This window comes from Providencia sp. PROV080, assembly GCF_033688105.1.
Lineage (GTDB): Bacteria > Pseudomonadota > Gammaproteobacteria > Enterobacterales > Enterobacteriaceae > Providencia > Providencia zhejiangensis.
This window is the reverse complement of the sequence record NZ_CP096346.1, coordinates 2,369,008-2,383,652: the sequence shown is the minus strand read 5'-3', so window position 1 is coordinate 2,383,652 and position 14,645 is coordinate 2,369,008. Positions and strand designations below refer to the sequence as shown.

General features: G+C 42.2%; 16 protein-coding genes. 8 read left to right on the top strand and 8 right to left on the bottom strand.

Annotated features, from left to right (window positions below):
* Positions 1-13 precede the first annotated feature (13 nt).
* The 6 genes from M1F03_RS10480 to M1F03_RS10455 all read right to left on the bottom strand — a co-directional run bounded on the left by M1F03_RS10480 (position 14) and on the right by M1F03_RS10455 (position 4,375).
* Entirely contained in the window at positions 14-826 is an 813-nt protein-coding gene (locus M1F03_RS10480) for a hypothetical protein (RefSeq protein ID WP_251464257.1), read from the bottom strand.
* Positions 827-1,051: 225 nt separating this feature from the next.
* Entirely contained in the window at positions 1,052-2,023 is a 972-nt protein-coding gene (gene cmoB, locus M1F03_RS10475) for a tRNA 5-methoxyuridine(34)/uridine 5-oxyacetic acid(34) synthase CmoB (RefSeq protein WP_251464255.1), read from the bottom strand.
* Positions 2,020-2,775: a carboxy-S-adenosyl-L-methionine synthase CmoA gene (cmoA, locus tag M1F03_RS10470; protein WP_163861880.1), complete on the bottom strand. Its 756-nt coding sequence runs from the start codon at positions 2,773-2,775 to the stop codon at positions 2,020-2,022. Before cmoA ends, cmoB begins: the two co-directional genes overlap by 4 nt.
* A gap of 133 nt (positions 2,776-2,908) precedes the next feature.
* A complete protein-coding gene (locus M1F03_RS10465) occupies positions 2,909-3,307 on the bottom strand; it encodes an MAPEG family protein (RefSeq protein WP_154622884.1) in 399 nt (132 codons plus the stop codon).
* 155 nt (positions 3,308-3,462) lie between these two features.
* Entirely contained in the window at positions 3,463-3,867 is a 405-nt protein-coding gene (locus M1F03_RS10460) for an NUDIX hydrolase (RefSeq protein ID WP_251464254.1), read from the bottom strand.
* 184 nt (positions 3,868-4,051) lie between these two features.
* Complete coding sequence (locus tag M1F03_RS10455; protein WP_251464252.1) at positions 4,052-4,375, bottom strand: DUF4377 domain-containing protein; 324 nt, start codon at positions 4,373-4,375, stop codon at positions 4,052-4,054.
* Between the two features lie 582 nt (positions 4,376-4,957).
* Here M1F03_RS10455 and aspS point away from each other — a divergent pair.
* The 6 genes from aspS to ruvB all read left to right on the top strand — a co-directional run bounded on the left by aspS (position 4,958) and on the right by ruvB (position 10,512).
* Entirely contained in the window at positions 4,958-6,730 is a 1,773-nt protein-coding gene (aspS, locus tag M1F03_RS10450) for an aspartate--tRNA ligase (RefSeq protein WP_154622886.1), read from the top strand.
* Positions 6,731-6,740: 10 nt separating this feature from the next.
* Complete coding sequence (nudB, locus tag M1F03_RS10445; RefSeq protein ID WP_251464250.1) at positions 6,741-7,172, top strand: dihydroneopterin triphosphate diphosphatase; 432 nt, start codon at positions 6,741-6,743, stop codon at positions 7,170-7,172.
* 30 nt (positions 7,173-7,202) lie between these two features.
* Positions 7,203-7,946, top strand: coding sequence for a YebC/PmpR family DNA-binding transcriptional regulator (locus M1F03_RS10440; RefSeq protein ID WP_154622888.1), 744 nt, complete (start codon positions 7,203-7,205; stop codon positions 7,944-7,946).
* Positions 7,947-8,273: 327 nt separating this feature from the next.
* Positions 8,274-8,795: a crossover junction endodeoxyribonuclease RuvC gene (ruvC, locus tag M1F03_RS10435; RefSeq protein ID WP_154622889.1), complete on the top strand. Its 522-nt coding sequence runs from the start codon at positions 8,274-8,276 to the stop codon at positions 8,793-8,795.
* Between the two features lie 72 nt (positions 8,796-8,867).
* Positions 8,868-9,485, top strand: coding sequence for a Holliday junction branch migration protein RuvA (ruvA, locus tag M1F03_RS10430; protein ID WP_163861871.1), 618 nt, complete (start codon positions 8,868-8,870; stop codon positions 9,483-9,485).
* Positions 9,486-9,501: 16 nt separating this feature from the next.
* Complete coding sequence (gene ruvB, locus M1F03_RS10425; RefSeq protein ID WP_154622890.1) at positions 9,502-10,512, top strand: Holliday junction branch migration DNA helicase RuvB; 1,011 nt, start codon at positions 9,502-9,504, stop codon at positions 10,510-10,512.
* Positions 10,513-10,622: 110 nt separating this feature from the next.
* Here ruvB and znuB read toward each other — a convergent pair whose 3' ends face one another.
* Positions 10,623-11,408 carry a zinc ABC transporter permease subunit ZnuB gene (znuB, locus tag M1F03_RS10420; RefSeq protein WP_154622891.1) on the bottom strand — a complete coding sequence of 262 codons (786 nt, stop codon included), beginning with the start codon at positions 11,406-11,408 and terminating at the stop codon, positions 10,623-10,625.
* On the bottom strand, positions 11,401-12,168 hold the full coding sequence (gene znuC, locus M1F03_RS10415) for a zinc ABC transporter ATP-binding protein ZnuC (protein WP_247046775.1): 768 nt from the start codon (positions 12,166-12,168) through the stop codon (positions 11,401-11,403). Before znuC ends, znuB begins: the two co-directional genes overlap by 8 nt.
* Before the next feature lie 76 nt (positions 12,169-12,244).
* On the opposite strand from znuC, the gene znuA reads away from it, so the two are divergent.
* Both znuA and mepM read left to right on the top strand, forming a co-directional pair.
* The gene (gene znuA, locus M1F03_RS10410; RefSeq protein WP_163861869.1) at positions 12,245-13,204 is read left to right on the top strand and encodes a zinc ABC transporter substrate-binding protein ZnuA; all 960 of its coding nucleotides are present in this window, start codon (positions 12,245-12,247) and stop codon (positions 13,202-13,204) included.
* 18 nt (positions 13,205-13,222) lie between these two features.
* Entirely contained in the window at positions 13,223-14,560 is a 1,338-nt protein-coding gene (gene mepM, locus M1F03_RS10405; protein WP_163861866.1) for a murein DD-endopeptidase MepM, read from the top strand.
* The last annotated feature ends 85 nt before the right edge of the window (positions 14,561-14,645 follow it).

The window sequence follows — 14,645 nt, the reverse complement described above, 5'->3', positions numbered from 1 at the left end:
AAATGACGTTTAATTAAGACTTGGCTGGGAAAACGGCATTTGCATATGATACACCATTTTCTAGGATCTCTACGGCTAATAGGAGCAGTTCAGAGACTTTTTCACCATTATCTTCCGTCGTATAATTTCCTAACACAACGAGGTTCTTATCTTTTTCAGCCCCATGAATATATTTTACGACGGAATTTTGTATTGGTTCTAACTCATAGATCTCTTGGTTGAGTATAGAAGCAAAGTAGACATCATCACCTTTTTTATAGGCAACAACAGTGACCAAACGACCTTCAGTGGAGTCCACGACCTTGAGTGTTTCGGGGCTTAATTCATTCTCGTAGATCTCTTTTGCTCTATTAATAAGGTAAGACCTTACACGATTGCCGACGGATGAATCGTCAATATAGCTTTCTATCTGAGCTAACCCATTCATATTATCTAAAAACGCTTTATTTTGCCGATTCTGTGCTTTAACACCTTCATCATAGCTGCCATGCTGACAAACTAAGGCAGGAAAACTCTCTTTGCGAATACGATTACCAACGCGAATAGAGTTGATCTCTATATTGTCACCAATATAAATTTCACTGACAAATGGTTTAAACCCCATCAACTCATTTTGATTGTTCTTTGCATTAAACTCACCACAAACGATAGCTTCATTGGCATTTCGATGAACAACAATATCTTTATATTGTATTGAGTCAGGGTCAGGGTCAGGGTAATATGTGGCAATCTCTTTTTTTATTGCGGTATGAATTCTATTTTCTGGAGGAGAGCAAGCGAGTAAAAGAAAAGAGAAAGGAACGATAAAAATAAGGGAAGGCTTCATAAGAATATCCAAATAAGTCTGTAATTAACAATAATTAAATTTTATTTCATATTGATATAAATATTATTATATCGATAAGCTTTGAGGAAATAAAATGTTTATACAGTTTGGTTAATCTATTATGACCTAAGTATTTAAATTAGTATTAATAACGACAGATTTAAAATGATGAATAATCGCTGGGAAAAGAATAAGCGTGGCATTAGCCACCCTTATTCTATGATTTTATGGTTTACGTGCAACAAGGATGGCGCGTAATGGCGCAGGATAGCCTTCAATAGTTTTGGTCGTATCATGAGGATCCAAAAATTCAGCCAGTGAATCTGTTTTCATCCATTCAGTACGACGTTGCTCTTCAACCGTTGTAATCGCTTGGTCAACAATGCGAACATCGACAAAACCGCATTTTTCTAACCACACTTTCAGCATTTTTGCAGAGGGAATAAAGTAAACATTGCGCATTTGTGCGTAGCGGTCGCCCGGTACTAAACACTGAGATTCATCCCCCTCGATAACTAGACTTTCTAGTACCAGTTCGCCTTCATTGACTAATTGGTTTTTCAGTTGCCACAAATGGTCGAGTGGTGAACGGCGATGATAGAGTACTCCCATTGAAAATACGGTATCAAAAGCAGCAAGCGTTGGCAGTTGCTCAATTCCTAATGGTAAGAGGTGAGCGCGCTGATCATCCCCCAATAATTTTCTTACGGCTTCAAACTGGCAAAGAAAGAGTTGCGTTGGATCTATCCCGACAACAAATGAAGCGCCTTCACCTAACATTCGCCACATGTGGTAACCACTGCCGCAACCGACATCAAGGATCATCTTATCCTTTAAAGGGGAAATGTGTGGTAAAACGCGATCCCATTTCCAATCAGAACGCCATTCAGTATCAATGTTAATTCCATAGAGCGAAAAAGGGCCTTTACGCCAAGGTTTTAGTTGCTCAAGAATATTGTTTAGGCGGCGTGTTTCACCCGCGGATAACTCAGGTTCGCGTAGTGCCGTGACGCTATTTTTTAAGTCTAGATGGGTTGGTTCCATGATAGGTAAATTATCTAGTATTTTTTCCCAAGACTTAAAGCCGCCATGCAATTGGTTGCTTTTCCACTCGCTAAGTTGTGCTGGTAGCGTATCAAGCCAATGGCTTAAAGGGCCTGTTGCGATTTGCTGATAAAAACGGCCAAAATCGATCATAACTGAGCCTCTTTAAGGGCTAATAACGAGCCAAAATTAAAGCATTGGAACCACACTTCACAGTGAGTAAAACCTGCTTGTTTTAAACGTGATTTATGTGTGTCAACGGAATCTGTTAGCATCACATTTTCTAGCATGCTACGTTTTTGACTAATCTCTAACTCGCTATAGCCATTAGCACGTTTAAAATCATGATGCATATTGAATAATAATTCACCAATTTCGTGGTCTTCAAAATTGAATTTTTCCGATAACACAAGAATGCCACCAGGTTTGAGACCTTGATAGATTTTATTTAATAACTGTTGGCGGTCATTCGGATTAAGAAACTGCAACGTAAAGTTGAGCACCACCATCGAGGCATTTTCAATATGGACATCGCGAATGTCACCTTCAATAACCTCCACAGGCGTTTCTGCCTTATAGGCATCAAGATGGCGACGGCAACGTTCAATCATGGCGGGTGAATTGTCGACAGCGATAATCTGACAATGCTGAGCTGTAATATTACGACGTATAGAGAGTGTTGCAGCGCCTAATGAGCAACCAAGGTCATAAACATGACTATTTTCGGTGACAAAACGGCCTGCTAACATGCCAATCATCGTAATGATGTTTGAATAACCCGGTACGGAACGCTGGATCATATCGGGAAAGACTTCGGCAACTTTTTCATCAAATTGCCAATCACCCAAATTAGCAATTGGGGCGCTAAAGAGGCTGTCTTTGTTATTGGATTCCTGACTTGACATAAGATCTGTATATATAAAACAAAAAGTAGTTGCGGATTGTAGCAGAAAAGGGACGTAACCTGAAAATCAATCGGTCAAAAGTGCAATAAAAGTTTTACGACACTCGTTCACAGTGCCGCATTGATAATAATAACTAAAGATTGAAAGAAAAAATTTGGATCCAAGGTAGGTAGTAAATATTGGCGATAACCATTAACGTCATTGCGATATACGTTGCCGCCATACCTGAACGACGATAAGAGCCGTCATGATTTTTCAAACCATAAGAATGTAGGACTCGTCCTGCAATCAGAATGAGTCCACAAAGGTGGATCATCCAAACTTGTGCACCGTTCATTTCCATAAACAGTAGCAAAATTAAAGCGATAGGAATATATTCAATTGCGTTACCATGAACGCGGATCGCAGTCTGTAACTCATAAAAACCCCCGTCACCATAAGATACACGGTATTGATTTCTGAGCTTTACAACATTTAACGATAGCTTAAGTAGTAACAAAGCGCCCAGTACAGCATACAGAGAGCTGACCATTTATTCACTCCATTGCTTAATCAAATTGACTGACTAACTGATTAAAACTACGCATTATATTAATAGAAACTAGTAAAATTTACTAATAGTAAAACTATTAATCATTAATATTCAAACAAAGTTTACACAAATCCCAAACACGTGCTGGTTGTTATTTAATCAATTAGGTTGTCTTGTTGTAGTTGCGAAACAACCTTTGCGGCTGTGGCGGAACAATGGCCTAAATTTGAGCTATTAAACCAAGCAAGTTCTGCAATTTCCGCGGCAGGCTGAGCGACCCCATCATAATTGGCAAAATAACAACGAATACGCACTTGCGTACCCTCTTGTTTACCATCAGCAGGGCCAATAAATTCCCCATAAAAACGTATTGAGTCTTTCTCTAACGTTAAGGTTAACTCTTCGTTAATTTCACGGCACAAGGCCTGCTCATCACTTTCATCTGGCTCACGTTTTCCACCTGGAATGTAAAACAATTCTTTATTATGGGAACGAACCATGGCAACTTTTCGGTTAGAAAGTGTAATTAAACCTAATTTATCGATAATTTTATGGTTCACGGTGAGCCATTACCTTCTGTTGAATGTTTTTTACTATGCTGTGTATAGGCGCCAGTTGTTTTACGCCATTTAAGGTAACCAATAATATTACCCAAATATAATGAAAACAATGGGGAATGTGTTTGAATGACCATGGGGGGTTGAGTGATAAAGTCCTCATGGCCGGATTTAAAATACAATAAACTTATTTTTTGGTTTTGTTGATGATTTCAACCAACTCATAACGCAGGCTTGGCGCGTCTGCTGGCGGGTTGACGACATCAAATTGGTTGACTTTTAAGGTATATTGATAACCCGGTTGGTAGTCAAATCCTTGAATAGTGCCATAGAACAGTTCCCAATCAGCTTGTTGGTTCTGTTTGATTTTCATACATTTCATCGGAGCAACGCCGACACAATCCGCGAGAGTTGAATCGATATAAAAAGTTTTAGTGTTATCAGTAGTTTTCACTGTTTGGCAGCCTACAAGAACAAAAAGGAGTGAAGAAACGAATACACATTTTTTCATCGAATAACCTTATACATACAGTTGAAATTAGTGTAATTATAACAAATAACAGCGGTAATGATTCTGAAATCGATGAATGTGAAATGAAACAGGTAGTTTATTGGTGCGTGGAATCTTTTTATTTATCACATTTTCTTTATGACTGATGCAATATGCCATCATCAAGTCAATGCGTCGTTTGGTTATTAAGTGGCCTAGATTACGAATATTGATGGTTTTGTCCTTTATTGGCTAGTCAATGATAGATATTGGCGGGGGCATGGCCTGTCTATTAAGCAATCAAGAGAAAATAAACCCGAGTTGGAATATGTACATCACCGACAGAGTCACTTAAAATTACCCTCAGTCATAAATTCTGTCTCTATCAATGTACAGTACTCGTTACGTTATGTTGGCGACCTTTTAATCGATGCAAATATGATTAAAAACAAAAATATTAGGTATTGCCTCCTAATACGTAACTGTTTGTGCAACAGAATTTCCTGTATAATGTCTGCCTTTTTTGACATTCTGAATGTTCAGCAAAATGCCAAATTTCCGCAGCAAGCAAATGCACAACAAGCTGAGTAAAAAGGATATTGTATGCGTACTAACTATTGTGGGCAGTTAAATATTGCCCATGAAGGCCAAAAAGTCACTCTTTGTGGATGGGTAAACCGCCGTCGTGATTTAGGTGGTTTGATTTTTATCGATATGCGTGACCGTGAAGGGGTCGTTCAAGTCTTTTTCGATCCAGAGCGCAAAGACCTCTTTGAAAAAGCTTCGGAATTGCGTAATGAATTCTGTATACAGATTACAGGGACTGTCCGTGCTCGCCCAGATAACCAAAAAAATAAAGATATGGCGACAGGGGAAATTGAAATCTTTGCTGAAGAGCTTAATGTCTTTAATAAATCAGAGCCATTACCTCTGGATAGTAATCAAACGAATACAGAAGAGCGTCGCTTAAAGTATCGTTACCTTGACCTTCGCCGCCCTGAGATGTCAGAGCGTCTACGCACCCGAGCTAAAATCACCAGTTTTGTCCGCCGTTTTATGGATGAAGAAGGGTTTGTTGATGTTGAAACACCAATGCTCACAAAAGCAACCCCAGAAGGGGCTCGTGACTACTTGGTACCAAGCCGTGTTCATAAAGGCAAGTTTTATGCATTACCGCAGTCACCACAATTGTTTAAACAATTGCTGATGATGTCGGGTTTTGACCGTTATTACCAGATCGTGAAGTGCTTCCGTGACGAAGACTTGCGCGCAGATCGTCAACCTGAATTTACTCAGATCGATGTTGAAACGTCATTTATGACGGCGGAACAAGTGCGTGAAATCATGGAACGCATGATCCGCCAATTATGGCAAGACGTGAAGAATGTTGATTTAGGTGATTTCCCTATAATGACTTTTGCAGAAGCAATGCGTCGTTATGGTTCAGACAAGCCAGACCTGCGTAACCCAATGGAATTGGTTGATGTTGCCGATATCGTTAAAAATGTTGAATTCGCTGTTTTTGCACAGCCCGCGAATGATCCGAAAGGCCGCGTGGTCGCATTAAAAGTACCAGGCGGAGCAGCCATGACACGTAAACAAATTGACGAGTATGGTCAATTTGTCGGTATCTATGGTGCTAAAGGGCTTGCCTGGATGAAGGTTAATGAGCGCGCTAAAGGGGCAGAAGGAATTCAAAGCCCAGTCGCTAAATTCTTAAATGAAGAAATCATTAATCAATTGCTTGATATTACGGATGCGGCGGACGGTGATATCCTCTTATTCGGTGCTGGCGCGAAAAACATCGTGACGGATTCAATGGGCGCTTTACGTCTGAAGGTTGGACGCGATTTTGCCATTACAGATTTAAATAGCTGGAAGCCGCTATGGGTTATTGATTTCCCAATGTTTGAAGATGATGGGGAAGGTGGTTTAACGGCAATGCACCATCCATTCACTTCTCCACGTGATTATTCACCAGAAGATCTGGCTAAGAAACCAGAAGATGCGGTTGCTAATGCGTATGATATGGTCATCAATGGCTACGAAGTCGGTGGCGGTTCAGTACGTATCCATCGCAGTGAAATGCAACAAACCGTGTTTAATATTCTGGGTATTAATGAAGAAGAGCAAGCAGAAAAATTTGGCTTCCTGCTAGATGCATTAAAATATGGTACACCACCACATGCAGGTTTAGCATTTGGTCTTGACCGTCTCGTCATGTTGTTAACCGGTACCGATAATATCCGCGATGTTATCGCTTTCCCTAAAACAACGGCAGCGGCATGTTTAATGACGAATGCACCAAGTCACGCCAACCCTGACGCATTGACAGAATTGGCGATTTCAGTCGTTGCAAAAGACGCGGAAGACTAATTCATTCGTTATGAAGGGTTTTAAACGCCCAGAATCGGTATTGGTGATCATTACCGCTGAAAACAGCGGTAATGTTCTGATGCTAAGACGTCAGGATGATCCCGATTTCTGGCAGTCAGTGACCGGCAGTTTGGAAAATAACGAAGATCGCCTTGAAACGGCAATGCGAGAAGTTGTCGAAGAAACTGGGTTTTTTCCTCAGGAAGGGCAGTTTTTCGATTTAGCGCGCGAAGTCATTTTTGAAATCTTTGCGCATTTCAGGCATCGTTATGCTCCTAATGTTACTCACTGTAAAGAGCATTGGTTTAAAATGGTACTCAGTGAAGAACGCGTACCGATTTTGACGGAACATACTGAATTTTGTTGGCTGCCGCCAGAAAAAGCGGCGGAATTAACGAAATCATGGAGTAACCGTCAAGCTATTTTAGAATTTGCTGTTTAATTATTTTATTGACGTTTTTGGAGAGATTTCATGGCAGGTCATAGTAAATGGGCCAACACCAAGCACCGTAAAGCGGCACAAGATGCTAAGCGCGGTAAAATTTTCACTAAAATTATCCGTGAGCTGGTGACAGCTGCACGTTTAGGGGGCGGTGACCCTGCGACTAACCCACGTTTACGTGCCGCTGTGGATAAAGCATTATCCAATAACATGACACGTGATACCCTGAACCGTGCGATTGCGCGTGGTGTAGGGAATGATGAAAATGATAATATGGAAACTATCATTTATGAAGGTTATGGCCCAGGTGGTACAGCCGTGATGGTTGAATGCTTGAGCGATAATCGTAATCGTACCGTTTCCGAAGTTCGTCATGCTTTCACTAAAACTGGCGGTAACTTAGGCACTGATGGTTCAGTTTCTTACTTATTTACTAAACGTGGTGTGATTACTTACGCGCCTGGTGTGGATGAAGATGCACTGATGGAAGCGGCATTGGAAGCTGGTGCGGAAGATGTTGAAACCTACGATGACGGAGCGATCGATGTTTACACAACACCAGAGACCTTTGGTGAAGTGAAGGATGCGCTTGATGCCGCGGGTTTCACAAGTGAAGGTGCAGAAGTTTCCATGATCCCATCAACAAAAGCAGAATTAGATGTCGAAACGGCACCTAAATTACTGCGTCTGATTGATATGCTGGAAGATTCTGACGACGTACAAGAAGTTTATCACAATGGTGACATCTCAGACGAAGTCGCCGCTCAGTTGTAATCAGATGTTACTCGCGTAGAGAAAGAGGCTATACTCGCCACACTTGAAGTGCACGCTTGTTGGCTTGGCTACAGACATTTTAGGTAGTCACAGAGTGATATAGGCTCCTAGCAACAGGCTTTGGTTGCTGAGCTGCACCAAGATTTATTGAGAGTATATTCCTACTTTCTCTCGCGCCTCTTTTCAATTTCCATTTCTTATCAATTACTTTGCTTATTTATGTATAATAATCGACTCAACTTATGGTTGGGAAGTCGCTATTGTAGCGTCTAAAATATATCGATAAGATGATGTTAAAAGTAATAATGAATATTAATAGGCTTTGATATGGCGATTATTTTAGGTATAGATCCCGGCTCTCGAGTCACGGGCTACGGTGTTATCCGCCAACAAGGCCGACAACTTCTGTATTTGGGGAGTGGTTGCATCCGCACTCAAGTTGATGACTTACCCAGTCGCTTGCAGCGAATTTATGCGGGAGTCTCGGAAATTATCACACAATATCAACCCGATGTATTAGCGATCGAACAAGTTTTCATGGCCAAAAATGCAGACTCGGCATTAAAACTCGGTCAGGCGCGAGGGGTTGCGATTGTCGCGAGTGTTAATCAAAACATTCCTGTATTTGAATATGCAGCACGGCAGGTAAAGCAAACGGTTGTGGGGACGGGGGCTGCTGAAAAAAGCCAAGTACAGCATATGGTTAAATCGATACTTAAACTGTCTGCAAACCCACAAGCGGATGCGGCCGATGCATTAGCCATTGCTATCACCCATTGCCACTTTAACCAGAACCTACTTCGAGTAGGAGATCCCCGCCTAATATTAACGCGCGGTCGATTAAGATAGTGACTGGATATGCATCCAGCCTTTTTTGTGGTATAAACAGCGCTATTAATAAAATAACCTGAGGGCTTCATTGTGATTGGTCGTTTACGTGGCATCGTATTAGAAAAACAACCTCCCATTGTTCTGTTAGAGTTGCAAGGTGTTGGTTATGAAGTTCATATGCCAATGACTTGTTTTTATGAACTACCTGAAATAGGCCAAGAAGCCATTGTTTTTACTCATTTTGTTGTGCGTGAAGATGCTCAATTGCTGTACGGTTTTAATGATAAGCAAGAAAGGGCACTCTTTAAAGAATTGATTAAAGTGAATGGCGTAGGGCCAAAACTTGCTTTAGCAATCTTATCGGGTATGTCAGCACAGCAATTTGTTTCTGCTATAGAGAAAGAAGCTATTTCATCGTTGGTTAAGCTACCGGGCATTGGTAAGAAAACAGCGGAACGCTTAGTTGTTGAAATGAAAGACCGTTTTAAAGGCCTTAATGGTGATTTATTTAACCAACATACGGATATTAAGCTACCAGATGTCAACAGTCATCTACCTAATCGTGCCGATATTGAAGCAGAAGCGACAACCGCGCTGGTGGCATTAGGTTATAAGCCGCAAGAAGCCAGCCGTATGGTCAGTAAAGTCGCCAAACCAGACAGTGATTGTGAGACATTGATCCGTGATGCATTACGTGCAGCACTCTGATTGAGAGAATATAACGATGATTGAAGCTGACCGCCTAATTTCTGCTGAAGTGATCCATGATGAAGAAGAAGCGATTGACCGCGCTATTCGACCAAAATTACTCAATGAGTATATTGGTCAGCCGCAAGTCAAAGAACAAATGGAGATCTTTATTCAAGCGGCTAAGTTACGAGGTGATGCGCTTGATCATCTATTAATTTTTGGTCCGCCGGGTTTGGGGAAAACGACACTTGCCGGTATTGTGGCAAATGAGATGGGCGTAAATTTACGTACCACGTCAGGACCCGTGCTCGAAAAAGCGGGTGACCTAGCCGCAATGCTGACCAATTTAGAGCCTCATGATGTACTCTTTATTGATGAAATCCATCGTTTGTCGCCAGTCGTTGAAGAAATTCTTTATCCCGCCATGGAAGATTACCAACTCGACATTATGATTGGCGAAGGGCCAGCGGCACGCTCAATTAAAATTGACCTACCTCCTTTTACCTTAATTGGCGCAACGACACGGGCTGGGTCATTAACATCACCATTGCGTGATCGCTTTGGTATTGTACAACGTCTTGAATTCTATAACGTTGATGATCTACAGCATATCGTGAAGCGTAGCGCTCAATTTATGGGGTTAGAAATCAGTGAAGAGGGGGCGCGTCAAGTTGCGATGCGTTCACGTGGTACTCCGCGGATAACTAATCGTTTATTGCGTCGTGTGCGTGACTTTGCACAAGTAAAAGGTGATGGCTCAATCAATGAGCTCATTGCGAGTCAAGCGCTCGATATGCTGAATGTGGATGCAGCAGGCTTTGACTACTTGGATAGAAAACTGCTTGTCGCGATTATTGATAAGTTTATGGGAGGGCCGGTCGGTGTTGATAACCTTGCAGCGGCGATAGGTGAAGAGCGTGAAACAATCGAAGATGTTCTAGAACCATTTCTGATCCAACAAGGTTTTATCCAACGAACGCCACGGGGTCGCATGGCAACCGCCCATGCATACTTACACTTTGGGTTAACACCGAAAGACGTGTAAGTTGTACGACATTATCGGCTAAAAAAATCCCTTGTTAAAAACAAGGGATTTTTGATGAAAATGACGCAACACGTTAGAGAATAACACGCCTCAACATACGCGCGAAAAGATCAGTTTTTGACTTTTGCTAATAAACTAACAGCAAATAGTATCGCGGCCGTTAGTACCACGGAAGGGCCCGCAGGGGTATCGTAAAAGGCAGAGAAAGCTAAGCCCCCTGTTACAGATAACATTCCAATCAAAATTGCCACAACGGCCATCTGTTCAGGTGTGCGAGCAAAACGTCGAGCCGTTGCTGCTGGGATAATTAATAACGATGTAATGATTAATGCCCCAACAAACTTCATCGCAATACCAATAGTTAATGCGGTGACTAACATCAATAACAGACGAAGACGTTGAATATCGACTCCATCAACAAAAGCAAGCTCTTGATTGACCGTCATAGATAACAACGAACGCCATCGCCAAAATAGTAATCCACACACGACAATCACGCCAATCAAGATAGTGATAATATCATCGTAAGTTACCGAGAGTAGGTCGCCAAACAAATAGGCCATTAAATCAACACGGACATTAGCCATTAGACTGACCACGACCAATCCCAGTGACAGAGCGCTATGGGCCATGATACCTAATAAAGTATCAACAGCGAGCTGAGGTCGGCGCTCCAGCCAGACCAAGATCAACGATAACAGTAAGGTGACAGCAATGACGGCATAGAATGGATTGATATTAAATAATAAACCGAACGCAACACCTAATAGAGACGCATGGGCAAGTGTGTCACCAAAATAGGACATACGACGCCATACGACAAATGATCCGAGTGGGCCCGCGGCAATGGCGAGTAGCATGCCAGCAATCCAGCCGGGTAGAAGCAACTCAATCATGTTGACATTCCTTGTTGTGGGTATGCGCTGTTACGACATTACCTTCTAAATCATGTTGGTGATTGTGATGATGGCGGTAAACGCCGAGTTGCGAAGCGCCACGATAACCAAACATAGCGACAAATTCCGGGTGATTTGACACAACGTCAGGGGTGCCTGAGCAGCAAATATGACCATTGATGCATAACACTTTATCTGTTTTTGCCATCACCAAATGAAGGTCATGTGACACCATTAATACTGCACAACCCAGCTCAGTACGCAACTGATTGATTAAATCATAAAGAGCGACCTGGCCATTCACATCAACGCCTTGAGCGGGTTCATCGAGTACCAGAAGGTCGGGTTCATTGAGTAACGCGCGGGCAAGTAATACACGTTGTGTTTCACCACCTGACAACTTTTGCATAGGTTGACTCAGTAAGTGCGTTGCTTTGACGCGTTCGAGAGCGGGTAGTAATTGTTCTGTACGCACTTTCGGCTTTAACATCAAAAAGCGTTTAACCGTTAATGGTAATGTGGCATCTAAATGTAGTTTTTGTGGCACATAACCAATAGACAGTGCTTTTGCTCGTTCAATGGTTCCTGAGGTTGGTGCGAGAAGGCCGAGCACAACCCTAACAATCGTCGATTTACCGGCACCATTAGGGCCTAATAAGGTAATAATATCGCCTTTATTAAGTGAGAAACTCACCTCTTTCAGCACTTGCTTTTCGCCAAAGGAAACAGAAATTTTATTTAAATTCAGTAATGGTTGCATATGAAAAACATCTTGCAGAATTCATGTTGTGTTATATTATAACATTTCAAAATTAAAATCACGGAAAAAGACGTCTATGATACATAAATCTCAATTCAATGCCCGACAATTTATTATAGGAATGGCGACGGCTTCACTACTGACGACAACGATGGCAACGGTCGCAAAAGCGGATGTTGTGACCTCCATCCGACCACTTGCTTTTATCGCAGCAGGCATCGCTGATGGTGTGACAGAGACGCAAGTATTACTCCCCGATGGTGCTTCACCGCATGATTATGCACTTAAACCGTCTGATTTAAAAAAAATTAAACAGGCAGACTTATTCGTTTGGATAGGTCCCGATATGGAAATGTTTTTAGATAAGCCACTCAAGACATTACCGCAGAATAAACGTCTAGCGCTGGCTGAACAGGAAAATATCATCCCATTGTTAATGAAGGATAATGAAGAAGACGAACAGGGGCATGACCATGGCGATGAAGCTAATCATGATGAGGATCACGAACATCATCATCATGGTGAGTATAATATGCATATTTGGCTGTCACCAGAGATTGCAAAACAGGCTGCATTAGATATTCACGATCGTTTGGTAGTGCTTTATCCTGACCAAAAAGAGAAGCTGGACGTAAACCTTCGTAAATTCAATGAAAAAATGACGCAAAATGATAAGAATATTGTTAATATTTTAGAGCCAGCCAAAAACAAGGGCTATTTTGTTTTTCACGATGCTTATGGCTACTTTGAAAAACACTATCGGTTAGCTCCACTGGGGCATTTTACGATAAACCCGGAAATTCAGCCTGGTGCACAGAAATTACATAAAATACGAACTCAATTGGTTGAGCATAAAGCACAATGTGTTTTTGCTGAACCTCAATTCAGGCCAGCCGTCATAGAGAGTGTTGCTAAGAATACGGGAGTCAAAATGGGAACTCTCGACCCGCTAGGTAGCGGGCTGGAAATAGGCCCAGATAGCTATATGCAGTTTTTAATGCAACTGTCGAAGCAATACGCGAGCTGCCTGAATTAAACAAGAAGGAATTGTTTAGTGCAGCAAATGGCTAAAGGACTTGCACAGGTTTACGGTAGCCTGTCCAAGTCTCACAAAATCATGTTAGGGACATTAACAATAGCAACATTGGCCGTCGCGATTTGGCGGCCAGCGCATTTACCAACAACTAACTCTGATACCGAAAATTCTGTAGATACCGTTATTCCTCTTACATTTGCACCTTTAACGGATGCAACCGATGACATTATTCAAGATAGTAGTGATCAACTACCTGATGAAGGTGTCGCGGATGGTGATGGTAGCGAAGGGGAAACCGATGGCGCACCAATCCCTCATGAATATGTCGTTGCCAGTGGTGACAACCTTTCAAGTATTTTAACCCAATTCGGCATAGAATCAGGCGATGTTGCGACGTTGGCAAACCAGCATAAGGCGTTACGCAACTTAAAAATTGGTCAAACGTTAAATTGGGACTTAACAGAACAAGGCGAACTTGCCACACTCACATGGGAAGTCTCTCGCCGTGAAACACGTGTTTATAGCCGTGTTGGCAGTACCAATAAATTTGAAGAAAAGAAAGAGATCCGTACTGGCGAATGGCAAAACAGTGTTTTACCGGGTGTCGTTAATGGTAGTTTTGCCCAAAGTGCAAGCCAAGCGGGTTTGACACGTAGTGAAGGCCGTGAAGTGATCAAGGCTCTCCAGTGGCAAATTGATTTTCGTAAACTGAAAAAAGGCGATAAGTTTACCGTTTTAATGAGCCGTGAAATGCTGAATGGCCGTAACGAGCAGAGCCAGCTCGTTGGTGTGCGTTTGCGTAGTGGTGGGAAAGATTATTATGCATTCCGTGCTGAAGACGGTAAATATTACGACAGTGAGGGGAATGGTTTAGAGCGTGGCTTCCTGCGTTTCCCTACCGCCAAACAATTCCGTGTATCATCACAATTTAATCCTCGTCGTGTTAACCCTGTAACGGGCCGTGTGGCTCCCCATAAAGGGGTCGATTTTGCCATGCCAGTAGGAACACCCGTTCTGGCTGTTGGTGATGGTGAAGTTATTGTGGCTAAATACAGCGGTGCTGCGGGGAACTTCGTTGCTATTCGTCATGGCCGCCAATATACCACGCGTTATATGCATTTGCGTCAGCTACTTGTGAAACCAGGGCAAAAAGTTAAACGTGGTGACCGTATTGCGTTATCAGGGAATACAGGGCGTTCAACGGGTCCACATCTGCATTTCGAAATGTGGGTTAACCAGCAAGCTGTCAACCCTCTGACAGCGAAATTGCCTAGCTCAGGTGGTTTAACAGGGAAAGAGCGTAAAGAATACTTAGCTATGGTGAAAGAAACGAAACCACAGTTAAAGCTTAATTAAGCATCTCACTACTGGCAGATAATTGATATCTGCCAGTTTTTTTTGTAAAGCTTCCACTTGTTATCGTTTTAAGCTATAAAAGAGC

Excerpts from the sequence above, each read along its gene's own strand:
- M1F03_RS10480 (WP_251464257.1), bottom strand. The coding sequence starts at position 826 with ATGAAGCCTTCCCTTATTTTTATCGTTCCTTTCTCTTTTCTTTTACTC.
- cmoB (WP_251464255.1), bottom strand. The coding sequence starts at position 2,023 with ATGATCGATTTTGGCCGTTTTTATCAGCAAATCGCAACAGGCCCTTTA.
- cmoA (WP_163861880.1), bottom strand. The coding sequence starts at position 2,775 with ATGTCAAGTCAGGAATCCAATAACAAAGACAGCCTCTTTAGCGCCCCA.
- M1F03_RS10465 (WP_154622884.1), bottom strand. The coding sequence starts at position 3,307 with ATGGTCAGCTCTCTGTATGCTGTACTGGGCGCTTTGTTACTACTTAAG.
- M1F03_RS10455 (WP_251464252.1), bottom strand. The coding sequence starts at position 4,375 with ATGAAAAAATGTGTATTCGTTTCTTCACTCCTTTTTGTTCTTGTAGGC.
- aspS (WP_154622886.1), top strand. The coding sequence starts at position 4,958 with ATGCGTACTAACTATTGTGGGCAGTTAAATATTGCCCATGAAGGCCAA.
- nudB (WP_251464250.1), top strand. The coding sequence starts at position 6,741 with ATGAAGGGTTTTAAACGCCCAGAATCGGTATTGGTGATCATTACCGCT.
- M1F03_RS10440 (WP_154622888.1), top strand. The coding sequence starts at position 7,203 with ATGGCAGGTCATAGTAAATGGGCCAACACCAAGCACCGTAAAGCGGCA.
- ruvC (WP_154622889.1), top strand. The coding sequence starts at position 8,274 with ATGGCGATTATTTTAGGTATAGATCCCGGCTCTCGAGTCACGGGCTAC.
- ruvB (WP_154622890.1), top strand. The coding sequence starts at position 9,502 with ATGATTGAAGCTGACCGCCTAATTTCTGCTGAAGTGATCCATGATGAA.
- znuB (WP_154622891.1), bottom strand. The coding sequence starts at position 11,408 with ATGATTGAGTTGCTTCTACCCGGCTGGATTGCTGGCATGCTACTCGCC.
- znuC (WP_247046775.1), bottom strand. The coding sequence starts at position 12,168 with ATGCAACCATTACTGAATTTAAATAAAATTTCTGTTTCCTTTGGCGAA.
- znuA (WP_163861869.1), top strand. The coding sequence starts at position 12,245 with ATGATACATAAATCTCAATTCAATGCCCGACAATTTATTATAGGAATG.